This is a genomic window from Christiangramia marina, from assembly GCF_048285865.1.
In the GTDB taxonomy this organism is placed as follows: Bacteria; Bacteroidota; Bacteroidia; order Flavobacteriales; family Flavobacteriaceae; genus Christiangramia; species Christiangramia marina.
The window spans coordinates 705,312-726,385 of the sequence record NZ_JBLVTK010000001.1 but is presented as its reverse complement, the minus strand read 5'-3'; the positions used below and the strand labels follow the sequence as shown (position 1 = coordinate 726,385).

General features: G+C 37.1%; 27 protein-coding genes. 8 read left to right on the top strand and 19 right to left on the bottom strand.

Translation table 11 applies throughout. The features are described from left to right. Nucleotides 1-12: 12 nt before the first annotated feature. From ACNKXS_RS03410 to ACNKXS_RS03355, 12 genes are all read right to left on the bottom strand, one after another. The gene (locus ACNKXS_RS03410; RefSeq protein ID WP_417919628.1) at nucleotides 13-2,871 is read right to left on the bottom strand and encodes a hypothetical protein; all 2,859 of its coding nucleotides are present in this window, start codon (nucleotides 2,869-2,871) and stop codon (nucleotides 13-15) included. Between the two features lie 4 nt (nucleotides 2,872-2,875). Next, nucleotides 2,876-3,484 carry a glycoside hydrolase family 108 protein gene (locus tag ACNKXS_RS03405; RefSeq protein ID WP_417919627.1) on the bottom strand — a complete coding sequence of 203 codons (609 nt, stop codon included), beginning with the start codon at nucleotides 3,482-3,484 and terminating at the stop codon, nucleotides 2,876-2,878. A 2-nt stretch (nucleotides 3,485-3,486) separates the two neighbouring features. After that, on the bottom strand, nucleotides 3,487-3,843 hold the full coding sequence (locus ACNKXS_RS03400) for a peptidase associated/transthyretin-like domain-containing protein (RefSeq protein WP_417919626.1): 357 nt from the start codon (nucleotides 3,841-3,843) through the stop codon (nucleotides 3,487-3,489). Then, the gene (locus ACNKXS_RS03395) at nucleotides 3,843-4,340 is read right to left on the bottom strand and encodes a hypothetical protein (RefSeq protein ID WP_417919625.1); all 498 of its coding nucleotides are present in this window, start codon (nucleotides 4,338-4,340) and stop codon (nucleotides 3,843-3,845) included. The genes ACNKXS_RS03400 and ACNKXS_RS03395 overlap by 1 nt, the downstream gene beginning before the upstream one ends. Nucleotides 4,341-4,373: 33 nt before the next feature. After that, nucleotides 4,374-4,559, bottom strand: a complete 186-nt coding sequence (locus tag ACNKXS_RS03390) for a hypothetical protein (RefSeq protein WP_417919624.1) — start codon at nucleotides 4,557-4,559, stop codon at nucleotides 4,374-4,376. Further along, nucleotides 4,528-5,388: a hypothetical protein gene (locus tag ACNKXS_RS03385; protein ID WP_417919623.1), complete on the bottom strand. Its 861-nt coding sequence runs from the start codon at nucleotides 5,386-5,388 to the stop codon at nucleotides 4,528-4,530. The genes ACNKXS_RS03390 and ACNKXS_RS03385 overlap by 32 nt, the downstream gene beginning before the upstream one ends. A gap of 4 nt (nucleotides 5,389-5,392) precedes the next feature. Beyond that, nucleotides 5,393-5,722, bottom strand: a complete 330-nt coding sequence (locus tag ACNKXS_RS03380; protein WP_417919622.1) for a hypothetical protein — start codon at nucleotides 5,720-5,722, stop codon at nucleotides 5,393-5,395. Further along, nucleotides 5,716-6,072 (bottom strand): hypothetical protein, encoded by a 357-nt coding sequence (locus ACNKXS_RS03375; RefSeq protein ID WP_417919621.1) that lies wholly within the window; start codon nucleotides 6,070-6,072, stop codon nucleotides 5,716-5,718. The genes ACNKXS_RS03380 and ACNKXS_RS03375 overlap by 7 nt, the downstream gene beginning before the upstream one ends. 92 nt (nucleotides 6,073-6,164) lie before the next feature. Beyond that, nucleotides 6,165-6,764: a hypothetical protein gene (locus ACNKXS_RS03370; RefSeq protein ID WP_417919620.1), complete on the bottom strand. Its 600-nt coding sequence runs from the start codon at nucleotides 6,762-6,764 to the stop codon at nucleotides 6,165-6,167. A 63-nt stretch (nucleotides 6,765-6,827) separates the two neighbouring features. After that, nucleotides 6,828-7,301: a hypothetical protein gene (locus tag ACNKXS_RS03365; RefSeq protein WP_417919619.1), complete on the bottom strand. Its 474-nt coding sequence runs from the start codon at nucleotides 7,299-7,301 to the stop codon at nucleotides 6,828-6,830. A 52-nt stretch (nucleotides 7,302-7,353) separates the two neighbouring features. After that, nucleotides 7,354-8,040, bottom strand: a complete 687-nt coding sequence (locus ACNKXS_RS03360) for a hypothetical protein (RefSeq protein ID WP_417919618.1) — start codon at nucleotides 8,038-8,040, stop codon at nucleotides 7,354-7,356. Further along, nucleotides 8,040-9,665, bottom strand: a complete 1,626-nt coding sequence (locus tag ACNKXS_RS03355; RefSeq protein ID WP_417919617.1) for a hypothetical protein — start codon at nucleotides 9,663-9,665, stop codon at nucleotides 8,040-8,042. Before ACNKXS_RS03355 ends, ACNKXS_RS03360 begins: the two co-directional genes overlap by 1 nt. Before the next feature lie 552 nt (nucleotides 9,666-10,217). Between ACNKXS_RS03355 and ACNKXS_RS03350 the strand changes: the two genes are divergently transcribed. From ACNKXS_RS03350 to ACNKXS_RS03340, 3 genes are all read left to right on the top strand, one after another. After that, nucleotides 10,218-11,132, top strand: a complete 915-nt coding sequence (locus tag ACNKXS_RS03350; RefSeq protein ID WP_417919616.1) for an Abi family protein — start codon at nucleotides 10,218-10,220, stop codon at nucleotides 11,130-11,132. Between the two features lie 254 nt (nucleotides 11,133-11,386). Further along, nucleotides 11,387-11,890, top strand: a complete 504-nt coding sequence (locus tag ACNKXS_RS03345) for a Panacea domain-containing protein (RefSeq protein ID WP_417919615.1) — start codon at nucleotides 11,387-11,389, stop codon at nucleotides 11,888-11,890. A 10-nt stretch (nucleotides 11,891-11,900) separates the two neighbouring features. Beyond that, entirely contained in the window at nucleotides 11,901-12,230 is a 330-nt protein-coding gene (locus tag ACNKXS_RS03340; protein WP_417919614.1) for a hypothetical protein, read from the top strand. Nucleotides 12,231-12,280: 50 nt separating this feature from the next. Here ACNKXS_RS03340 and ACNKXS_RS03335 read toward each other — a convergent pair whose 3' ends face one another. From ACNKXS_RS03335 to ACNKXS_RS03305, 7 genes are all read right to left on the bottom strand, one after another. After that, on the bottom strand, nucleotides 12,281-13,270 hold the full coding sequence (locus ACNKXS_RS03335; RefSeq protein ID WP_417919613.1) for a phosphoadenosine phosphosulfate reductase domain-containing protein: 990 nt from the start codon (nucleotides 13,268-13,270) through the stop codon (nucleotides 12,281-12,283). A gap of 47 nt (nucleotides 13,271-13,317) precedes the next feature. After that, nucleotides 13,318-13,500 (bottom strand): hypothetical protein, encoded by a 183-nt coding sequence (locus ACNKXS_RS03330; RefSeq protein ID WP_417919612.1) that lies wholly within the window; start codon nucleotides 13,498-13,500, stop codon nucleotides 13,318-13,320. A 342-nt stretch (nucleotides 13,501-13,842) separates the two neighbouring features. After that, a complete protein-coding gene (locus ACNKXS_RS03325; protein ID WP_417919611.1) occupies nucleotides 13,843-14,220 on the bottom strand; it encodes a hypothetical protein in 378 nt (125 codons plus the stop codon). Between the two features lie 291 nt (nucleotides 14,221-14,511). Further along, nucleotides 14,512-16,251 carry a hypothetical protein gene (locus ACNKXS_RS03320; protein WP_417919610.1) on the bottom strand — a complete coding sequence of 580 codons (1,740 nt, stop codon included), beginning with the start codon at nucleotides 16,249-16,251 and terminating at the stop codon, nucleotides 14,512-14,514. Between the two features lie 61 nt (nucleotides 16,252-16,312). Continuing rightward, entirely contained in the window at nucleotides 16,313-16,636 is a 324-nt protein-coding gene (locus ACNKXS_RS03315) for a hypothetical protein (RefSeq protein ID WP_417919609.1), read from the bottom strand. A gap of 73 nt (nucleotides 16,637-16,709) precedes the next feature. Next, nucleotides 16,710-16,916 (bottom strand): hypothetical protein, encoded by a 207-nt coding sequence (locus ACNKXS_RS03310; RefSeq protein ID WP_417919608.1) that lies wholly within the window; start codon nucleotides 16,914-16,916, stop codon nucleotides 16,710-16,712. A 195-nt stretch (nucleotides 16,917-17,111) separates the two neighbouring features. Then, a complete protein-coding gene (locus ACNKXS_RS03305; protein WP_417919607.1) occupies nucleotides 17,112-17,405 on the bottom strand; it encodes a hypothetical protein in 294 nt (97 codons plus the stop codon). 110 nt (nucleotides 17,406-17,515) lie between these two features. Between ACNKXS_RS03305 and ACNKXS_RS03300 the strand changes: the two genes are divergently transcribed. The 5 genes from ACNKXS_RS03300 (at nucleotide 17,516) to ACNKXS_RS03280 (ending at nucleotide 20,980) form a co-directional block, all read left to right on the top strand. Continuing rightward, nucleotides 17,516-17,941, top strand: a complete 426-nt coding sequence (locus tag ACNKXS_RS03300; protein WP_417919606.1) for a helix-turn-helix domain-containing protein — start codon at nucleotides 17,516-17,518, stop codon at nucleotides 17,939-17,941. Nucleotides 17,942-18,142: 201 nt separating this feature from the next. After that, entirely contained in the window at nucleotides 18,143-18,541 is a 399-nt protein-coding gene (locus tag ACNKXS_RS03295; protein WP_417919605.1) for a hypothetical protein, read from the top strand. A gap of 59 nt (nucleotides 18,542-18,600) precedes the next feature. Beyond that, nucleotides 18,601-18,855 carry a hypothetical protein gene (locus tag ACNKXS_RS03290; protein WP_417919604.1) on the top strand — a complete coding sequence of 85 codons (255 nt, stop codon included), beginning with the start codon at nucleotides 18,601-18,603 and terminating at the stop codon, nucleotides 18,853-18,855. A gap of 113 nt (nucleotides 18,856-18,968) precedes the next feature. Further along, nucleotides 18,969-20,024 carry a DNA cytosine methyltransferase gene (locus ACNKXS_RS03285; RefSeq protein ID WP_417919603.1) on the top strand — a complete coding sequence of 352 codons (1,056 nt, stop codon included), beginning with the start codon at nucleotides 18,969-18,971 and terminating at the stop codon, nucleotides 20,022-20,024. Continuing rightward, a complete protein-coding gene (locus ACNKXS_RS03280) occupies nucleotides 20,024-20,980 on the top strand; it encodes a HaeIII family restriction endonuclease (RefSeq protein ID WP_417919602.1) in 957 nt (318 codons plus the stop codon). The genes ACNKXS_RS03285 and ACNKXS_RS03280 overlap by 1 nt, the downstream gene beginning before the upstream one ends. The last annotated feature ends 94 nt before the right edge of the window (nucleotides 20,981-21,074 follow it).

Sequence of the window (21,074 nt, the reverse complement as noted above, 5' to 3'; positions counted from 1 at the left end):
ATGATTTAAGGATTAATAGTATTCAATTGAAAGATCGTCTGTGTACATTTCTGCAGTTTCAATATCTTTTGATGGTGGGTTAACTTGAAAAGTAAATACCTGGCCTCCGTTGACTGTTACAACTACCTCGTTATCTTGCCCAAAGATCAAAGTTTGTTGATCCCAAACTTCAGCAAGCGGAATATCATTGCCATTTACTGTTAATGCTTCAGGATCAAATGAATTATAATCGTCCGGGTTATCATTAAAGTACAGGTACATTAAGGTTTCTTCTCCTGCTGGTTTAGGATAGAAAAGATCGCCACCAATTGCCCAATCGTATATTTTACAGTTGATTTGGTTTAAATCTACTAATTCCTCTATCTTCTCTGTATTTGCTGGCCTCCCTGTAATCCTTGATTTATCACGATAAACTACATTGATAAAATCTTGGCTCCAACCACTCATTTTCTCATGTACATTTGTACTATAGTTGCCGTTTAAACCTGTCCTAGTAGTCCAATAAAACTCTAAATAAACATTAGTAGGAAGGTTTTTAATAATCACCATATCACTAAGAAACTTTGTACTTACATAAGTTTCAATTGGTGTTCCATCCATTTCAAAGATCTTTAATTCACACTCCAGGAAAAGTTCTGTTTGATCGTTAGGATCAGTATTATTTTCTAACCTAAAAACGTGCGTATAAGTTTCCGGCCCCGAACAGCAATCACCTACAACTACAGAAGTAATATTTCCTACGGAATCAATATTGTTTATAGTTAACTTACCCTCTTCATTGTAAGTTTCAAAGAAAAGTGATTTACTTTCGCTTTTAGTTTTAAAATGCTTATCAGTAATAGTTCCTTTCAGCCAATATTCAATTCCGGTCGTTTTATCCCATCCAGGGTTTAGCTCGAATATGCAACCTCTTGTAGAACTTCTCTGCCACCAATCATTGTTTGTGTATTCTCCATCAGTAACATTCCCCAGGGCCATAAAAGCACCGTTAATGCGGAAAACATTACTTCCTAAACTCATGTACTTGAATAGAATACATTTTGCTACAGTTCCCTCAAAAATGTTTTTAGCAAAGTTGGTCGTTCCTACTCCTAGAATTGAACTTGTAATAACACAATCTGAAGCAAATTGATATGCAGCCCTCCCAACAAATGGAACAGGATAATTCCTTGCGCCACCAATTGTAAGGCCGTCAATATGACCGTAATTGCTTATTACTGCATAACTGAAATTAATAACCTGGTCAAGGTGTCCGAAATTCTTAATATCGAAATACTCAATACTTGTAATCTCGTTCATAAAGGTTTCAGATCTCAATATCCCACCGGTTACAAAAGTTGATTTACTAAGGTTTTTAGCAATAACATCTATAGCATCTGAATCACCTTGCGCTTTTGGTAAGTTTTGAAAAACTGTATTTTCAAATTCTCCTATGCACCTGGTAACTTGTACCGGATTATAATTTTCATCTAAAGGAATAACCGGTATATCTCTAGCCTCAATATTATTAAAATTGCATTTTGCTTGGAATCCAAATTCATCGGATCTAAAGGCCATACCTTGAGCAGAAAAATCACCGTACTTCACTTCTCCAGCACCGTTACGATCTTCGTAAACCTGGAAACCATTTGTGAAAGGATTTTCGTTTGGTTTCGAGTTTTGTCTAAAATCTGTGAACCAAAAACCTTTTTCAATATCGTTTAAGAAATAAAGCTTGCGAACATCAGCTTCAGATAGCACATTTAATGCACCAACATGATAAACGTGGTTATCACTATCGAGCTTATAGCGATCTTCCTGCATTTTCAAACGATCCAAGTATTCTTGAGGAATCTTAAACCTTCGGAATCTTTGCGCTCTCCAATCCTGGTTTAGTGAAATATTCAAAGCTTTATTCTCCCTATGAGTAACAAAACCGTTCCTGGTACCAATTACATTATCGGATCTATCAAGTATTTCAGTATCGAACATATCATACTTAACTCCATCACCTTTGAAAGTCAAGCTATCTGCAAATTCTGAAAATTCATTTTCACTAATAGCAGTTAAGACCAATTGCTCTACCGGAGCAGGCATATTCTCTTCAGCAGATAAGCCGGAATAAGCTTTACCATCATGTACATCGGTATTTATCAAACCTCCAGGCTTCATGATCACTCTGCCAAAGGTTAGTTTATCCAGAATAGAATCTGTAGCAGCATTTCCATCTGTAGCTACTTCAGTCATTGTCAATTCTGTATCTGAAGTAATTGCTTTTACAGTTCGATCATAAGTTGCATAATCGTTTGCATCCAGCTTGTAAACCACTTTATCGCCTACCGCCAATTCATGTGTAAATAATGTTCCTGTTCCTGTAAGTTTATCACTTCCGACAACGCTGGAAACTGTACCGGTCAAACGTTCCTTAAAACGTTCTCTAATAACTTGATCGTTCACCAGGTTATTTAAGTAGAAACCGGCTTTGTAAGCAATCTTCATTCCTACTGTTAGAGGAATATTGTCGATATAATGAGATCCATCAGCGTAGGATTGATATACAAAACCTGTCATACCAATAAAGGCGTAACTTGGCGCATTTTCCGGTAGATAAGTAATAGTTACAGTCGAACCGTATGGTATTTGTTCGCCTCCTTCTAGCTTGTGGTAGTAGTTATATGGCAATTCGGCAACTGTAGCAATTCTGTCAACTGTAGCCGTATCACTATTTGGAATATAATACCTGTGCTGGTAGTTCTTCAGTAAGTACTTCTGACCAATTACTAAACTGTTATTTTGAAGTAATTGCAGCAAGTTTTCATAATCACCTTCAATGTAATTATTAGGGTTTCCACCTTTGAACACTCCAACTTCATCAATGTGCAATCCTGGCATCCTGTTACTGTTTTAAAAAGTTATGATATACTAAATAACCAGCCGTTGCAACGGTAACAACCGCTACCATTGAAATAGGTTTTTTGTATTCTACAGCGAATTTTTTAAGCCTGATCAACCAACCTCTTTCCCAGGTTTTATTTCCAATACTTTTATAGTGTTTTGCCCTGGCTTCGTTGTAGAGAAAAACAAATCTTGCTGGATCTACTTTATTTAGCGCGGCCAAAGTAACCGGCCCGATGCGATTGTCCTCAGATATGCGATATCCAAAATGATCATTCAAAACCTTTTGAGCGAGTTTTGCACCATCACCGGCGTTTACCTGGTGATCTATGATTGTATTGGCCATCGCCTGGCTATTAATCTCGCTGGCTTTCTGTAGATCCCAAAACCAATTCTTAAAAATGCTCTCCGCTTGGCTCTTAGTAATGGAACGCATATCACCTTCCGAAGGTGGACGTTTGATTATGCCCTCATAAAAACGTGCGGAAATACCAAAATTGGTACCCACTAATTGCCCTAGCGAATTGAAGTTTCCCGGATCTGCAGAAGATTTTTGAAATCCGCCTTCCACTTGCTGAAGCAGCGGTAAATAAGAGTAGAAACTAGCCATAACTAAAGTGTGATTTCTTTAGTTTCTTCCCCGAAGCTCATAAGTGCGATTAACAACAATGTGGCACCAATAGCCGGAATAAGATATTTTGGCGTTTCTTGTTTTTTCTTAGATGTAACTGTTACTTCGTCCAAACTTTCCATTTTTAAAGTAATTTTTTTAGGTAGCTCTATTAACTTGAAATACTGTGGCTCTGTACCTACATAACTAACTCTTACTACTGCATCACCACTGGCTGTTAGCTCTCCAAATCCGTTAGAACTTGTTGTAGTGCCAATTAAATTTCCAATAGAGATATGCGCTCCTTTTAAAGGGTCACCAAACTCGTTGTAGACATTTGTGTATTTGGTGATTTGCATTATTTTGAAGGCTTCACTATTATTTTTTCAATCTGCGCATAGTCCTGGTCATTTAACTCTTTACTAAGCCAATAGCTTAAATTTTTGGCAGGTGCTAGAATATCTGAATCCTTTGAAATCCCTGTAACTGTTACATAACCTCTCTGACCAAAAGACCTGGAGACCTTTACATAGTCATTGTAATTAAGATCGGTGAGCAATAGTTTGATACGTTTAGCTTCCTCCGTATTGGCTTTTCCAAAGGTTCCCATTGCATCCTGAAGCCTGTTAGCAATATTTAATGCTTCCACCTCCGTTAAAGTCGATGGTGGAAATCTATTATCTTCAGATAAATTGTTTTCCCTAGTATTGGATTGATCTCCAGTAGCCTTAAAATCTTTGTATATATTCCAGACTACATAGGTTACGCCAATGGTAGCACCTATTCCTAGAATAGGTTTCCAGTTATTTTTAATAAAATCTTTCTCTTTTGCTAGAGACGCTGTAGATACTGCCATAGATGCAATTGTTAGTAGTGGGAACATTTTTTTTTAGGTATACATTTTCAGAAAAGTCCAATTGGTATCAAGCATTTTTCGCGCTTTCGGACTTCTGGCCATCTTTTCCAATTTCTCAATTTGATCCATGGAGAGATTATTAGCCATATACTGTAGAGCTTTTGTTTTTTTCGTTTCTTCTTCCGGGTTATTGCCCGTTATTAGTATGGTTGCTGCCATCTTGCATTAATTTGTGTTTGATTAGTAGTTTTGAATACTCGTCCATGAATTTCTCATTTCCTTTTACGGCCTCCATTAAGACATAGTAAGAAGCGGCTACATGATCATCCTGTACCTGTGGATTCCCAATTGTATCTACCACTTTACTCTTGGTATCGCTCAACTGCTTCTGAGGTTCTGGAGCATTAAGACCTGGAGTAGTACCGCCATTTTTTATAGAAGCTATTCCAGAAATAAATCCTTCTGGGTTTTGAGCAAATGCATTCAGGAATTTATCGACCGCAGTAGGTTTATCCTGCTTTTCAATTTCATTTTCTAACCTCATATTTTCACGCTCCAGTCGCTTATTTTCAGCAATTAGATCTGCATTATGATTTTCCAGTTTGTCCGCTAAAGTTTTGACATCTGCATACCGATCTGCCTGGCTGTGCATTTTCAGAATTTCCGGAGCACCTAAACCAAGAGAATTTCCATAACCCATAAGACCTATATTATTTATTGGCTGTCGTTGCGGTGTGGCAACCGGCATTGCAGCCTGGCTACCACTTGCAGCAACGTTATCATTAGTACTCAAGGCGAAGTTTAACCCACAACTCGCACGCACGTAGGAGCTTCCGTTTTTCTTTTTCTGCGTGATTTGTACAGACTTTACTCCATTGTCTGCCAGCTCTTCAAAATACTTTGTTACTGGAGAGTATTCGCTGAGCAATTCAGCGTAACTCACACACTTTTTAAGCATTTTCTTTCTGTTGTAATCGTATATCTCAAAACGATGGATAGGATTGCTCGAAAGCCAGTTTATGAGGTCGTTTAAGTTTTCTTCAGCCATAATTTTAATCACATTCTAGTACCGGAGATCCGTAATACACAATTAGCTTGCGTTTAGATCCTACAGGCCCTTTAAATTTTATTGGAACTTCATTGTTCATTACCATACCCACTACACCGGCAAAAAACTTGTTTCCTGGTTTAATCACCGAATGAAGCACTTCCACATCATGCTCACCGAAATTATAGAAGGTAGGCTCTATCATTCCAGACATAGAAAAATTGTCGATATCATCCGTGATTATTTCAAATCCCAGGTTAGCCTTTTGAAGGCCAAGTTTCCCGGAAAGGAAATTTTTTAAATCCTGGAATAACCGTCCGAAGTATTCTAGCATGAGCTATCTTCTTTAATCACACCAAATACTACTTCGATATCTAGATCTGAAGCAAGTCCATCTGCGGTGCTAATTCGTGCGGTGATATCCATTCCGCCTTTTATTTCAAGAGGCTTAAAACCATCAGTGAAATTCCCGGCATTGGATTTTTTCCATAGCGATAGATCCATGGGAGCGGAAACCTGCGTATTTTGATCGTATAGACCTAAGTCTACTATTTTTCCCGGTTCCTTAGCAACGGCAACGGCGGCAACGATCCTTTTTCCTTTATCTAAAAAGATCTTCTTTTGCGCTAATGTTTCACCAGCGGCAAGTTTGATCTTTAGAGTAAACCAATCAATTTTTTCCATCTTAGAGGATTTTATGGTTGTAATTAAATAAAAAGCCCTAACCCTTTATAGGTCAGGGCTTTTTCACAATAACTAACCAACCAAAGTTTTTACTATTGTTTTTTGATTGTTTTGAAACCTTGTAGTTTCAATTCAACATACCACTGCTTACCAGCAGCAGATGGAGCTAGAGTAGCACCATCAGGGAATTTTAGTTCCATGGTGATTTCTTGGTTATCTACCAGGTAATTGAATCCTTCAAGATCATGGTAATAGTCCTCAGAAGATGCAGGAGAAATTGTTTTCACAACATCTGAAACTGGAAGGCTAATTACCTCACGACCATTCTGCATAATTAAAATCTCTGCATTTCTAAGCACAGCCGGAACTTTGCTAGCTACATAGTCTAAGATCCCCTCTTCACCAGCGTTATCTCCTTCAACCGCTGCAATAGCAATTTTGTCAAAGATTACGGCCTGATTTGCAGGAAGTCTTCTACCGTTCATGGTAGATACACCTACAGTTTCCTGCGTTTTACTATCAATTAGCGGCCAAGATGCAGCTGCACCTGTAGCATTTTTTCTAACTAAAAGCGTGTGACGGCCCAAAGTTGCTTTTCCCGAAGTAATATTTTCGTTCAGTTCCACTGAAAACTTATCGGATCTATCTAGTAGATATCCTCCAGCTTCGGTAATTTTTGTTCTATTTCTCATTACTGTTGTTTTTTAATTGATGAAATGAATATTGATGATGATTCTTTTAATACGATTTTGGATCTAACCTAGTAGTGAAACCGGTACATCCTGAACTTCTACCTCTCTACTTGCCATAAGGACCGGATTAGATCCCGGGTTCAAGGATGGAAAGTTTATTACAGGAGAAGCCAACATTGGACGTGTCTCGTCACATGGACAAGCTAAACCTGCCATACCTGCTACAAACTTATCTGTAGTAGTACTTTCAGCAGTTACCTGGATCTTATCCTGGGTAAGTTCTTTTACCACTTCTGAGGCTTGACGAATTCCCATACCAATAGCGATTGCCTGGGCAAGGGATTCTCCACTTGTTTTTGGGTTTAGGGTAGAAGCACCAAGCAGACCAAGTAAGATAATACCACCACGAGCATAGATTTTTTGCTCAGCTGGTACCAACGTCATAAGTCCACCGGAGATTGCACCACCACCGAACGCACCACCTAGGTAAAGCGCGTTTTCAGCTAATTTCGGGGATGTTATTTTTCCGAATTTCATAGAAAATTGATTTAAAATTGATTACTAATTTGTATGTACGTTGCTGCTAAGCTTATTTACTATTCTTGCTGTTTTTGGTTACAGAGGCGGACCAGGCAAGTAAGGCGCAAAACCCTGCAAATGCCCACGGCGTGTAATCTGTTTTACATTTTTCGCAATCCTTCATGTTGTTGCCTTGCGTTTGATCTTCCATTTCCCGAAATATTACATGATTAACAATGACCTTTTTTCGATCCAGTTGATTCCACTTGTAATCCTCTATACTTGATCCTTCAAATTTGCCGGCATTAGTCATTTGAATAGTCTTAACCGGTAACAGGTTTGCATCTTTAAGAGTTTGCTCGTAGCCGAAAATCACGCTGGAAATAATTTCTTCCAAAATCTTCACCTTTCCCAAAGCAACATTTCTCAAACTGGTATTAAAAGAGGTGTCAGCTTGCTTGGCATAATAAGCTCGAGCTACTTCTAAAGCCTGGATCACGGTATTAATTATTGCCGCATAAGAAGGATCTGCATAATTTGAAGCTTCCTGAATCAAGGAAAGCAACTGCAATACCCACACTTTTAATTTAGAGTGAAACCAACTGGAAATCTCGTTAGGTACATTTATGTCTGTCCCTGTAGAATCTTCGATCGTTCTAAATGCACCACTTTCTAAAGCAGTTTTAATATTCTCTGCAACTTTACCAGTAGCAGAAAATTGTAATTTCGATATGAGATTGTTATACCAGCTTGCCATTACTTCGCTTTCTTATTAGCCGGTTTTGCCGCAACCGGGGATTTTTTCATCATCGGGATTAAAAAAGGTAAAGTTGCCAGTGCTACCCCGCCTATAATGATACCGGTATTACTCCCGCTAGATTTTGACTGATCATTCCCAGAACCGTTCCCGGTAGGTTGGTAATTATTCTGCCCGGTAGGCTGATAATTATTACCTCCAGTGGTAGTTTGTGGATATTGTCCCGAACTGTTTCCTGTTGTTGGAGTTTTTGGAGTGCTTACCTGGGTTTTTCCTTCTACACGGTAACTATTATAGCTATACCTGTTATCTGAAGCATGACCCCATTCCCATACACCGTCAGGCTTAGAAGGCATTTCTGTAGTACGAACATGACCTTGTTGAGATCCTGTAGGAGTCAATTTCACTGAATTCTTCAATTGATCTAAAATACCATCCCTGGCCGCTTCTGCACTTTTCTGCACTTCAGCATAGCCTTCACGTGTACATTTTGCATACTTCGACTTTTGACCATTTTTAGCATTCGCAATATATCCTTCAACTCCATTCAGGAATTTATTTAGGCTTTCTGTAGTAACCCCCTGGTCAAGTCCTGAGTATTTACCAGCCAGATAGGGTAAATCTTTCGCAACGGCGGCTTGTCCTTTTGAAATAGAATAAGAAGCATTCCAACAAGACAAATCAAAACCATTAGCGAAAACAGCCCCGAAAGTACTTCCGAAGAAATCTGGTGGAAGCATGTCTAATAATTTTTTACCAGCCGTAGCTGCAGCCCCAGCAGTTGCAACAAAACCTAAACCGGCCTCGTATTCCTTATCGACTACAAAATCCAGTTTAAAAGGCTTCCCTGAAACGACAATACCTTTATCGTAAATCTGAAACTTCGGATCTTCACCCCTGGAGGTATATTTTGAAACTTCAGCACGAATAGCATCAACCGTTGCAACGGGGATTCCATTTTCTATTAAGAACTGGCAAAACGTATTAAAATTATTGATGATGTTTGCGGTACGCTCATCTTGTGGAGCATTCAAACCAACGTGGGATAATTTGTTCATGAATTGATCAACTTTTTCTATATAATTAACTTCTGTGTTCTCGTGCTTTGTAGCATCGATTACGTACGTTGGTGCATTGTCACTATAATTTTCTTTGTCTTGATCTTTGAAAACCACCACATAAACATGGGTGAATTCTTCCGGATAGAAATAAGCCTGGCGAACCTGCCTTACTGCGTGTTTTATTCCCAAATTGGATAAAATCGAGCTGGCAAATACGCTATAACTCTTACAATCAACCCCTTGTTTACGCTGCATCCAAGTACAGGCCGGTGAGCGTAGCTGTTGCAACTGCCCATCGGCGGTGTATTGGATGTGGTTGTAAAGGAAATTGTAAATATTATTTACCGTTTCTTCTACCGTTTGGCCTTCTAATCGTAAAGCAATTTTTGCCGTTTGATGACGAAATTTTTCAATCCAATCTTTCATGCGGTCCACAGTAAAAAAAGTATCACCATCCCCTAAAGGAGTGGTTTTGCACCTTACACGTGGCATGAGTATATCGAACTCTTTGCCCCCTTTCAGGTTGCGCTTTAATACTGTTGAAATGTCTACGTTATTAGCCATGTAATTAAGTCAAAGAACTTTCTTGCGATTGCTAAGATGCGGACTTAAAAACCTGAAGTGTTAAGACTTGTTAAAAATCGTTAAGGTTTTCTATAATTTTGGATAAATAGGGAGGAATAGGGGTGATTTGCAATAAATCGCTATGATTCGTAATGATTCATAACGGTATGGTAGGAAAAAAGCCATTGTGAGGTTGCAACGGCTTCATCAGGAATAAATATTTCAACTGAAATCTTTAAAGTTTTTCAATAATTTGAATTATCAGTAATCTATTTATTTGGTGTTTATATATGTATGATTATCTATATGAAGATGGATAATTGATATCATTTTGTTAACGATTAGTGCACTATTTGTTAAATAAAAGTGTATTTCATCGATTACTGCCGTTTATCGATGTTTGCTTTGATATCGTATCATATATTTGCACCAACAGTACACACCACGCGATAGGTTTTTATTAAAAACACAGCGTCCCAGGGTGTGTCTTTTGCTTTAGACCTCAAAAAATATCCCTCGTTATGTCAAAGGCATAGCGAGGTTTTTTTTTATATGTTTTCTAAACCTGCTACAACCATAACTCAACAAATTGAAACCCTAAAGAATAGGGGGCTAATCATAGTTGAAAAAGATAATGCAGAACATATTTTGGCTCACATTAGCTACTATCGTCTTGGAGAATACTGGTATTCTATGCAAGACAACAAAGAGCAACATACCTTTAAACCCAATAGTAAATTTTCCGATGTAATTTTTCTTTATCAATTTGATAAGGAACTAAGATTATTATTGTTTGACGTTATAGCTAAAATAGAAATTAGTTTACGTACTAAATTGATCTATCACCTGTCTCATGAGATTGATCCTTGGTGGTTTCAAAATTTTGATTTATTTATTGATAGTAAAGCGCTTGTAAAAACACTTTCTAATTTAGAAGAGGAAATAAACCGTACCAAGGATATTACTATTAAGAATCATCTAAAAAAGCATAAAGATGATTTGAGGTTTCCACCCAGTTGGAAAACATTAGAGCAAACAAGCCTAGGCTCATTATCTAAATTATATGGAAACCTCAGGAATGACAAGGTAAATTCGAAAGATTTGATAGCTTCAGAGTATGGAGCTGTAAATCACACCTATCTACCAAGTTGGTTACAGTCAATTGCACAAATAAGAAACTTCTGCGCCCATCATACTAGACTATGGAATAAAAATGTACCTGGAAACCCAAAATTACTTTCCAAGCCTCCCAATCCATGGATTAGGTCAGAGAATATTCCCAAACAGCACGAATTTCCGAAATTATATATTCATCTCTGCCTGATGAAATATTTACTGAATGTTATAAAGCCAAATAATAAGTTTACTGAAAAACTATTGTCCTTATTCGGAAGGTTTCCAAATGTTGATCCTGAAGCTTTAGGAATGAAGGATAACTGGCAACAAGAAGATTTGTGGAAAAATTAATGAAAGTAGGTATACATTAGACTTGATAATTAATTACTTATAATTCGAAATTAGAATAATTCTAATTGTTCTTCGTGTTTCAAAAATCTTCTTTTCGCTTCTTTAAACATCACTTTATCTATTTCGTAAACATAAGCGAAAGTTCTTGGATATAATCCATAAATAGGATTTATTCCTAATTAACTATTAAATTCTAATTAAATTAATTACTTTTGCCTAATATTTGTTTACTTTTAAACAAACGCCTAGCCGACATGTACGCACCGATAACCATAGCGAATTACTTCATATACAAAGCAATTGATGAAGGAAGTAAGATAACGCCAATGAAAGCTTTGAAATTGGTTTACATTTCTCACGGATGGCATTTAGCTCTTAAGAAAGAACCTTTGATTACCGAGCAAGCGGAAGCTTGGAAATATGGACCGGTGGTAGGCTCTGTATATCAAATCTTGAAAAAATACGGTAGATGTGATATAGACGGCGTACAATTAGTAAATAGTATGGTTAAGTCTGAATTTTCGGAATTGTTATCCAACCATATAGACCGAGACTTCTTGGATAAGATTTGGGATGTTTATAAAAAATATTCAGGAACCGAATTATCTTCACTGACACATATGGTAAATACTCCGTGGCACATTACATGGCATAAAAAAGGAGGTAGCTTAAAGGATGGTTCGATTATTCCAAATTCACTAATAAAATCTTATTACGAAAAAAAGCTTCAGGCAAACGTTAGCGAACCACTTAATTGAAACCCAATCAATGGCAGAAGAAGAATCAGAAGACCAGCTCGGTGGGATTGGTGAATCGATTAATCAAAATCAGCTTGAAAATAGTAAAGAGGAAACTGCTATATTCGACGAAGAAAATAAAAGAAAGAAAAATAAGCATAAACATCGTGTCGCGATCATTTCATTATATTTCATTCTTGGCATAGGGATAACTGTAATATTTATAAGAGTTTTTCATATCATAGCTCCAGATAACTGGATGTGGTTGGACGATCTAAAGTTACAAGCAATAGACAAATTATTATTTAGTGGAACTTTAGGTACTATTCTTGGGAAATATGGGAAAAATCTTTTCGATTAATTGAGCTATTTGCTTTTGCAATAAATTAATATTTTTTTTAATTGGAACGGCTACTCACATATAAAGTACCCGGAGCTGCACGATTTTGAATACTGTGGTTTTTCAAATAGATTAGTTTGACCTTTTCGATCCTTTATATATCGCTCTACATCGCGAATGGTTGTTATTTTTTTACCGCTTTTAGGATCAAAACCGGTTCTATATCGTTCTGGAATTTTATCTGGTTTGAAAAAAGTAGAATCACATTCTTTTTCGTAAATCTCTATGTCATCAAAAGTCTCCGGGAAGTGATCCAGTATAATTGCAAGCTCTTCAATAGTTACATAGATACATGGAAAGCATCCTACTCTTGTAACTCCTAAATAATACAATGGGTTAATTCTGAAATTCCTTTCTAAACTAAATAGAATTACATCATTTGCCGTTGCACTTATGAATGGCCTTCTTACATCATCTGCAAACTGTTCACACCATGCTAATACTTCTTTTTTTCGGTATGTATGATACCGTTCATCATTCTTACCATCTATCAGCAATCTAACTTTTGCTTCAAAAAATTCCTTTTTCTGCTTATGAGTAACTGGAGGTTTATTTTGAAATTTCTTAACGGTGATTTCATTACTCTTGTAGGGCTCGAAATAATATTTAAAATACCTACATTCTTCGGTCATGTTGGAACGAGCCTCGCTCTCATCATTCCGTATTCCCTGAAAAATAGTTATGTGATCATTAAGGGTTAGAATGTAATCGATCATCGGTTTTATTTTCAGCTCCTCCGTGCAAAACCTTGCCTTGGTTGAAGGAAATCTTTTTTTCTTCTTAACCATATCAATAAAACCACCGTATTTCTCGGAACTTAGAATAATAAATTCCACGCCAGTTTTTTTCACCAAGTACTGAATGTGAGCATATGTCGAAGGATGTTCCCATTGAGTATCACAGAAGACAGCGACTATATTTTCTACTCCATAAATATCGATACAGTACAATAGGGTAGCCTGACTGTCCTTACCGCCAGAAAGAGGCACTAGTAATTTCATAGTAATTATTAAACTTGCTGTTGCATTACCGTTGCAACGGCAAATGGTTAGTCGTTGTATTCTTCTTTATACCCAGACGGCACTCCCATCAGCTTGATAAATTCCTGGAATTCCTTTAACCTAAGTCTATGAGGTCTAATAGCTTCAGTTTCTGACTTGTGAGGATTAAGTTCTATTTGTATGTGATGAATAGCACTTCTAATTTCTCGATCGCTTTCTCTGGGAAACATTTTAAAAATTTGTTTTTTCGTTGCACCGCATGGCAACTTTTTTAGTTGTTTTTCTTCGCTAAGCATGCTGATTTTCGGGTTTAGATTGATACTGGTTTGCATTGCGGTTGATTAATTATTGTGTCATTAGTGAATAAAGTATTTAGCTTTCAGTTCTTTATTTTCTTTGAATGCTTTTCGGCACAGCCGAAACCATACATTTGAGGTAGTTATCGCTTCATTTAGACATATTTTCAATCTTGAATTTTGATTCTTCAATTTCCGGATCTGGAAAAAACTCCAGGTAATTATGAAAGCTAGAATTACTATTGCAACGGTATATAATGTTTGGTATAGCATGATCTAAGAATTAAGTTTGGTAAGTAATTGAGTAGTAGTAAGCATTTGTTCATCTATAGCCATGATAAAGCGGTTGCAACGGTTACGCTCGTAATCCTGTGTAGATTTCTGACTACGCATTTCATACAGCGCATCTAGTAAAATCATTGCTTTATGAATAGATAAATTGAGTTTAGAATTCTCTGGAGGATTTTGTTGAGCAGTACGCATATTGATATCATACCACAGTTCCACGGTAATACTAAGATCCTTCATGAATTCTTTAGGTTTCGGCATTACTTCTTGAAGTAGTTGTAAGCTGCTAGCATAATTGTTAAGCGCGGCTTTCATCAATTCAAAATCGCTTTGCTTCAATTTTTTACAGGTTATAATTGATCTCATAGCGTGTAGGTAAAAATTAGATTATCGGTATTGTTCGTATAAAAGTTTATTTTATTGGCAACGGTTATCAACGGCGATTCACAAAATCGGCGTAGCATACCCTCTATAATGTCTCTATTTGGTTTTCGATTGTGTTTAATAGGACTATACCATACTGGGCAAACTTTTCTACCTCTGGAATTCGTAAGCTTTAAATGATCATTTCCGTTTTTGAGTAGAATGCTCATTGAAATTTTACTGCAAGTGCTGCAGTAAATATCCCGGGAAGAACCACAGGTGCATCTCTTAGAATTATAGCTCATGACGAGAATATTTTAATTGATGTTTTACATTCGCTTTTTTTATAATTTCCGGAAGATCCTGGTAAACAGACTTATTGCCTATCTGTTTTACTTTTACAAATAATTCGTCAAATTGAATCTTGTTATCGAGATAGCTCTTCACATGGCGCTGAGCTTTTTGCAGATCGCTAATTTTACGCTTCCGTTTGATAGCCTTATTGTTGGTATCATCGGTTTTATTTTTCAAATACGATTGATGTTTTCGCCAAGCTTCACCGGCGTAATATTTAAACCCACCTTCTTTAGCCGTAGTTCTGGTAAGATCAAAGTAATCTCCGGGATAGAGCAAATTATATTCGGGGTTCTTACGCATAAACCTGCCAACGGCGGCCAGGCCGTAGCGCAATTCATCAATTTTTTCGACCAGGTGTATTTTTTTAAGAGAATAGCCGGATGGATTGATAAACTTCTTCTCGATCCAGTGATTATACGCTTTCAACCAGCTGGCCAGGTAAGGCGTTTCATTTCGGTACAGTTTTGCCGAAGATTTGAAAAAATCCTGCAAGATCAATTCTTTAAACTCTTCCCTGTCCATGGAACCGGACAACGCTTCTTTCTTTAGGATATCTTTTCTAAGCGGCTCGTAAGAATCGTACTGGTGAGCGGCAAGATTCGCGGCGAAATCTGTTTTTTCTTCCAATTTTCGGCGCAAAAATTCGCTCAGTGTATTTTTTTTCGCCGCAGAGGAATTTTTTTCGGGCGGGGTATCATTTTTTTTCACTACTTGCTTTCGGGTGTTTCCAATAGAAGAAAAATCATTAGGCGTGAGGCCTTGTGCCGAACTCCTTTCTCTCGAATGTTTACTAACATTCGCTTTTATTTCTTTATTGAGTAAGAAGGATCTATTAGAAACATTGTTATGCGGTAACTTTGTCCGCCCGTCAGGATTAACTGATTGATTTCCAGCAGCAGTTTTTTTCTGAAGATGGTTGTCCGTAATGCATAAAATTTTAGGGTTTATTTTGATTTTAACCGGTTTTGCAGACCCGGAAAATTCATATTCCTGTAATATATTAGCTTCCTGTAAACGTTTGCGCTGTCTTCTTAGAGTCCTTTTGCAGATATCAAGTCTTCGCTCCTCGTGAATTTTTTCACTAGTCATCCAGCCGCTATGCAAGTTTACCGGCGGTAGTGTTGCAGGAACATCTATTTGCAGTTTCAAACGGTTTGATTTGCGTTCGTACAATTGCATGGAGTAATGCCAAACAATGGCTTCAAACACCAACTGCGTTGGATATTTGAGAGTTTGTATTTTATCCTTTTTTGCAATTAATGAGCCGTTGCAACGGTTATATTCCTGTACACGCTCGTTGCGCTCCCATGTATTTAGCGGACTTATCATTTTATAGAAGATGCTGAGAGCTTTTATTTCCGAAGGTTGCAACGGCTTATTGCAACGGCTTTTTTCAACCTGCTTATTGTATTTTTTGATGTTGTAGTTTTCTTGTGCTACCCTCTTATTATAGGTATCCTTAGCTTTCAGGTAGTTTTCCCTGGTTCTACTGATGTCTGCCGGTATGATTATGGGATGAACATATTTTTTTTCTTCCAAATCCCGTTGCAACGGTATTTCATTCTCACCGTTGCCAGACCGTTGCTGGCTGTTGGAAGGCACATTAAAAACGCCGTTTAATTCTAGAATTGCGCGGTTAAGCATAGGGGGTGTTGGATTATTTTTATATTTTCGCATATCTACTGTTTGTTGTAAGACAAATTATTATTGAAAAAGCAAGGCAGGGGTGCCTTGCTTTTTACTTTTTGATACTATTAAATTCCGAGGATGGTATAAAAAAACCGTCTATCTCTTCGCTTGTGAACCAGGATGTGATCTCATAGGTTTTCGTTGAAAAAAATAATTGAAGAAAACTAGGTTTCTTGGACTTGTATAGATCCAGCCAGAATTTTTTAGCATTTTTAGGTATAGATTTTTCCTTAACGATTGCTTCCAAAAGAGCCAACTCGCATTGGCTTCTAAAAATTCTTATTAGAAGTATTCTCTTCACGATCGTAATGACAACAACCGTTGCCAGAACCGTTGCAATGGCTGTAAATAAAAGTTCAAATAATTTTTCCATGTTCGTAGGTTAATAAAATGGGCGCGGCCAGTCTGTCGGCGTTTCGCGCCCATTTTGGACTTGCGTCCGGGTGTTATCTACTGCTTATTTCAGCAGCTAATTTTTCAATATTTTCTGGGCGAAATTTTTCAGGTAATCTGTCATACCGTCCGTTTCTTTTCTTCGGTCTGGTTTTTAGCTTCTTTTTTTCATCATCAATCAACTGCATGAACACCTCGCGCTGGGAGTCATCCAGTGCTTGAAATGTAGCATATACGATATGTGCAGTTAATTTGCTCATGCTTTACTTGAAGAAGGCTATGATGTAGGGATCATAGCCGTTGCAAAGATTATCGTAAGGAATAATCGTCTATTTTGTTGCTATAAAATCTTTTGAGGTTGAACGTGCTTCTAATTCCTAGCTCCATTGTGTCAAGTTTTTTGAGTTGAGCTTCTAAGTGGGTGATTTTGTCTACTAATTGTTGCGTTTCCATTATTATCTGGTTTTAGTGGCTGTATCTTCAGCCGGTTCGTAATTTTTATTTCTAAGCTTTTTCAGTTCCTGTTCTTTGGTCAGTATCTCATCCTTATAGCGAAACAATTCCAGCAGCACATTAAAATCTCCCTGGTGACCGGCCAGAACATCGCTTACGATCTTCGGGGTATAACTTTTGGCTCTGGCAGGCTCCAATTTTGCATCATTCAATCGTTTGCTAATTACCTTCGCATATCCCGGCGGGAAAATCCCTCGTAGCTCGTCACGCTCTTTATCTGTTACCTTAATTTTCATATCTTACGTGCTTTTAGCGGTAATTAGGTTAAATAATGTAACTTTTTCACAAACAGTGATAAATAATTACACGCAAACTTATAAAAAATATCACTAATGAAGCAAAATTAGTGGTAAAAAATATAGATATATTTTTCATCGATATGGATATCAAGCTATTGCGATCAAAAACCGGTTTGTCACAAAAAGAGTTCGGAACAAGGCTGGGATTGACTTCCCAAAGTATTACGAAGTTTGAAGCAGGAGCAAATATTACGAGTTCGATTAAGAAACTGATCCGCTATGAGTTTGCAGAGTTTCTTCCAGAAAGTGAAAGGCTGGTATCAAAAGAAGCGTTACAGCAAGTTAGCCATGATAGTGCTGAAGTAGAGAAGTTGAGACAAGAATTGGAATTGGCTAGGATGAAAGCCGAAAAGGCGGAAAGTCTTCAGCAGATGGTAGATATGCAGAATAAGACGATCCAATTAATGGAAGATCAGCTACAAATGTATAAGGAGAGGTTATCGCTTTCGGGTGATGCCAGCAAAACCGCTTAGCTGTAGTATGGAGAAGTCCTGACAGCGCGCGAAAGTAGCCTGACATAAACTAGTATCATCAGAAATTAAAGTTAATTGTTAACTGTTATAATGATGAAAGATTTCTACGCGGAAGCATTTTTGATAAGAATATTAATCGCAATTGTTGTGATATTAGTTTTAATGAGAAGGAACAAGTTATAATCATTAATAATAAAATGTATGGCAGATCCATTTACAGGTCGTAATGACAGAGGAAAGCTAGGGCATATAATAGAAAATTTATCATCTGTTAACTACAGCCGTTTACATGTAGAACCTAAAATCGTCGCAGCAGATATTAGAAAGCAAGGTTATCATTTTAAATGTGTAGACTTGAATGATGATAATGCGAGCTATGTAACCTATATCATTCTGGCATTTTCCTTTCCCGCACCGTTAGGTTCTAAAGAGACACCAATTGAAAGAATTAAAAGAAGCCCAAATTTTGATATTGTTGATAGGGCTTTAAATGAGTTAGGCGATAAATTGGAATTTCGCCATTGTGGAGAATATGCATTGAATTTTCACGATTTTGATACTTTTAGAATGTGTCTGGAGATTGACGATCATTCTTTTTAAAAGGATTCAATAGTTGAACCAAAAGATTTATTCTATCAAAATCGTTATAATCAAAAAAAATGAACGTTAAAGATAAAAACACATTGGGTTTTGGTCATTCTATAGAATGGGGAGAAGCTACATGGGACAATACGGAGAATTCAATCCGTAATCGTTATGATAATGCAGATAATAAATTTAATGTCCGCGGTTCCAGTGAAGTACCTTGGACAGATTTTAATACCATGATCCTGGAAAGCTTAAGCAGAAAGAAATTTAATAATACAGAAGCTCAAGCAATTAGGGATGAATTAAAGAAGAGCTACGGGATATGATCAATTTTGCGACTAAAATTTAAAATCTATTAATGGTGATAACTTTACGTAATTACCGTAACATTTTGTTGACTAATGGATGGAATTTTAGCTATTTTGAATAAATTTTAAGCATGAATATAGTTTCTTTTTTCGCAGGTGCAGGAGGTTTAGATCTTGGTTTTAGACAGGCAGGATTCGATGTTACTTGGGCAAATGAATATGATAAAGATATCTGGGAAACCTATGAATTGAATCATCCTGAGAGTATTTTAGATAGGAGAAGCATCACTGAAATTTTAGCCGAAGATGTCCCTGATTGTTCTGGTATCATTGGAGGGCCTCCGTGCCAGAGTTGGAGTGCAGCCGGTGCTTTGCGTGGTATTAAAGATCAGAGAGGACAACTATTTTATGATTTCATAAGAATTTTAGAAGCCAAGCAGCCTTATTTTTTTCTTGCAGAAAATGTAAGTGGAATGTTAATCGATAAGCATCAGGATGCCCTAGATAACATAAAAAAAATGTTTGCTAATGCGGGTATTGGTTACAACCTGAATTTCAAAATGCTGAATGCCTCGGATTATGGAGTTCCGCAAGATAGAAAAAGGGTTTTCTTCATAGGATTTAGAAAAGATCTGGAAGCCACTTTTGAATTTCCAGAGCCACTAGAACATAAGATAGATTTACGCGAAGCAATTGGAGATCTTAAAGAATGTGCAATTCCTGCGACAGAAAAGAATAAGACGCAAGGTGCTGCATGTCATGTAAATAATCATGAATATATGGTTGGTGGTTTTTCTTCAATGTATATGTCTAGGAACCGTGTAAGATCGTGGGATCAACAATCGTTTACCATACAAGCTGGAGGAAGACACGCTCCCCTTCATCCGCAAGCTCCAAAAATGGAAAAAGTTGGTTTAGATAAACAACAATTTATACCGGGATCTGAGCATTTATATAGACGTTTAAGTGTGCGGGAATGCGCGCGAATACAAACATTTCCCGATGAGTTTGAATTTGTATATGATAATGTCGCTCACGGTTACAAAATGATTGGTAATGCGGTACCGGTAGAATTAGCAAGAATTCTTGCTTCTGAAGTTTATGAACAAGTTGAGATCGCATTAAGAAATCGAGAACAACGTGAATTGGATAACATTAATCAAGAAATAAGAGAAGCAGTAGCATAATGGCTAAACAAACAAAAACAGGTAAAGCATTTGAATATGCGTTATTGAAAGAACTTGAAAATAGGTTAACTGAGTTGACTAACGTTGAAGTTACCAAAAATGATCCATACGTAACCGCTAAAAATGCATTTGATAGTTTTGGAGAAGAAAAGCAGGAAGCATATAAAATAAACTCTAGTACTGCTATCAATTTCTTACTAGATATAGAGCCTAGACTAAAGCACGGGATCGATGATTCTGATATTCTTAGGCTGGAACTGGTGAGCGATCAGGCAGGTCAAAGTGGTGATGTTAGAGACGTTCTTATGATTAGATCTTCTCAGAATTGGGAAATTGGTATTTCGGCTAAGAACAATCATCGCGCGGTAAAGCACTCCAGACTATCTCAACGGATCGATTTTGGAAAAAAATGGCTAGATGTTCCATGTTCTGATAATTACTTTGCTGAAATTAAACCAATATTTGATAATCTAACCCAAATTAGATCCAGCGATCCAAATAGTACGTGGGACGTAATTGATGATATGCATGAAAATGTATATGTGAAAACTTTAAATGCATTTGCTAAGGAGTTACGTAGACTAGATGAAAGCAATCCCGGAATTGTCGCAGAAAGAATGGTTCAATATTTAATTGGAAGCATAGATTTCTACAAAGTAATTAAAGGTAAATCCCAGGTTGAAATTCACGGTTATAATATTCACGGAACCTTAAATATGTCTTTCCAAAATATTAAACCAAAGGCGAAAATTAGGAAGATACGGTTGCCTTCTCGCATAATAGAAATTAGATTCAAAGAGGATTCTAAAACGACAATCATAGTTTCAATGGATCAAGGCTGGCAAATATCTTTTAGGATTCATAGCGCAAAATCAACCGTTGAGCCTTCTCTTAAGTTCGATATTAACTTAATTAGCTCACCACATTCGCTATTCACAACTAGTATTTTACTGTAATATTCGGAGCCAGGAAACGAGCCAATTTTATTATAAAAAAGAACAATGTTTTAAATTTAACTTACTGAAAATAAACGTTTTGTTATAACTGTAA

Excerpts from the sequence above, each read along its gene's own strand:
- ACNKXS_RS03410 (WP_417919628.1), bottom strand. The coding sequence starts at position 2,871 with ATGCCAGGATTGCACATTGATGAAGTTGGAGTGTTCAAAGGTGGAAAC.
- ACNKXS_RS03405 (WP_417919627.1), bottom strand. The coding sequence starts at position 3,484 with ATGGCTAGTTTCTACTCTTATTTACCGCTGCTTCAGCAAGTGGAAGGC.
- ACNKXS_RS03400 (WP_417919626.1), bottom strand. The coding sequence starts at position 3,843 with ATGCAAATCACCAAATACACAAATGTCTACAACGAGTTTGGTGACCCT.
- ACNKXS_RS03395 (WP_417919625.1), bottom strand. The coding sequence starts at position 4,340 with ATGGCAGTATCTACAGCGTCTCTAGCAAAAGAGAAAGATTTTATTAAA.
- ACNKXS_RS03390 (WP_417919624.1), bottom strand. The coding sequence starts at position 4,559 with ATGGCAGCAACCATACTAATAACGGGCAATAACCCGGAAGAAGAAACG.
- ACNKXS_RS03385 (WP_417919623.1), bottom strand. The coding sequence starts at position 5,388 with ATGGCTGAAGAAAACTTAAACGACCTCATAAACTGGCTTTCGAGCAAT.
- ACNKXS_RS03380 (WP_417919622.1), bottom strand. The coding sequence starts at position 5,722 with ATGCTAGAATACTTCGGACGGTTATTCCAGGATTTAAAAAATTTCCTT.
- ACNKXS_RS03375 (WP_417919621.1), bottom strand. The coding sequence starts at position 6,072 with ATGGAAAAAATTGATTGGTTTACTCTAAAGATCAAACTTGCCGCTGGT.
- ACNKXS_RS03370 (WP_417919620.1), bottom strand. The coding sequence starts at position 6,764 with ATGAGAAATAGAACAAAAATTACCGAAGCTGGAGGATATCTACTAGAT.
- ACNKXS_RS03365 (WP_417919619.1), bottom strand. The coding sequence starts at position 7,301 with ATGAAATTCGGAAAAATAACATCCCCGAAATTAGCTGAAAACGCGCTT.
- ACNKXS_RS03360 (WP_417919618.1), bottom strand. The coding sequence starts at position 8,040 with ATGGCAAGCTGGTATAACAATCTCATATCGAAATTACAATTTTCTGCT.
- ACNKXS_RS03355 (WP_417919617.1), bottom strand. The coding sequence starts at position 9,665 with ATGGCTAATAACGTAGACATTTCAACAGTATTAAAGCGCAACCTGAAA.
- ACNKXS_RS03350 (WP_417919616.1), top strand. The coding sequence starts at position 10,218 with ATGTTTTCTAAACCTGCTACAACCATAACTCAACAAATTGAAACCCTA.
- ACNKXS_RS03345 (WP_417919615.1), top strand. The coding sequence starts at position 11,387 with ATGTACGCACCGATAACCATAGCGAATTACTTCATATACAAAGCAATT.
- ACNKXS_RS03340 (WP_417919614.1), top strand. The coding sequence starts at position 11,901 with ATGGCAGAAGAAGAATCAGAAGACCAGCTCGGTGGGATTGGTGAATCG.
- ACNKXS_RS03335 (WP_417919613.1), bottom strand. The coding sequence starts at position 13,270 with ATGAAATTACTAGTGCCTCTTTCTGGCGGTAAGGACAGTCAGGCTACC.
- ACNKXS_RS03330 (WP_417919612.1), bottom strand. The coding sequence starts at position 13,500 with ATGTTTCCCAGAGAAAGCGATCGAGAAATTAGAAGTGCTATTCATCAC.
- ACNKXS_RS03325 (WP_417919611.1), bottom strand. The coding sequence starts at position 14,220 with ATGAGATCAATTATAACCTGTAAAAAATTGAAGCAAAGCGATTTTGAA.
- ACNKXS_RS03320 (WP_417919610.1), bottom strand. The coding sequence starts at position 16,251 with ATGCGAAAATATAAAAATAATCCAACACCCCCTATGCTTAACCGCGCA.
- ACNKXS_RS03315 (WP_417919609.1), bottom strand. The coding sequence starts at position 16,636 with ATGGAAAAATTATTTGAACTTTTATTTACAGCCATTGCAACGGTTCTG.
- ACNKXS_RS03310 (WP_417919608.1), bottom strand. The coding sequence starts at position 16,916 with ATGAGCAAATTAACTGCACATATCGTATATGCTACATTTCAAGCACTG.
- ACNKXS_RS03305 (WP_417919607.1), bottom strand. The coding sequence starts at position 17,405 with ATGAAAATTAAGGTAACAGATAAAGAGCGTGACGAGCTACGAGGGATT.
- ACNKXS_RS03295 (WP_417919605.1), top strand. The coding sequence starts at position 18,143 with ATGGCAGATCCATTTACAGGTCGTAATGACAGAGGAAAGCTAGGGCAT.
- ACNKXS_RS03290 (WP_417919604.1), top strand. The coding sequence starts at position 18,601 with ATGAACGTTAAAGATAAAAACACATTGGGTTTTGGTCATTCTATAGAA.
- ACNKXS_RS03285 (WP_417919603.1), top strand. The coding sequence starts at position 18,969 with ATGAATATAGTTTCTTTTTTCGCAGGTGCAGGAGGTTTAGATCTTGGT.
- ACNKXS_RS03280 (WP_417919602.1), top strand. The coding sequence starts at position 20,024 with ATGGCTAAACAAACAAAAACAGGTAAAGCATTTGAATATGCGTTATTG.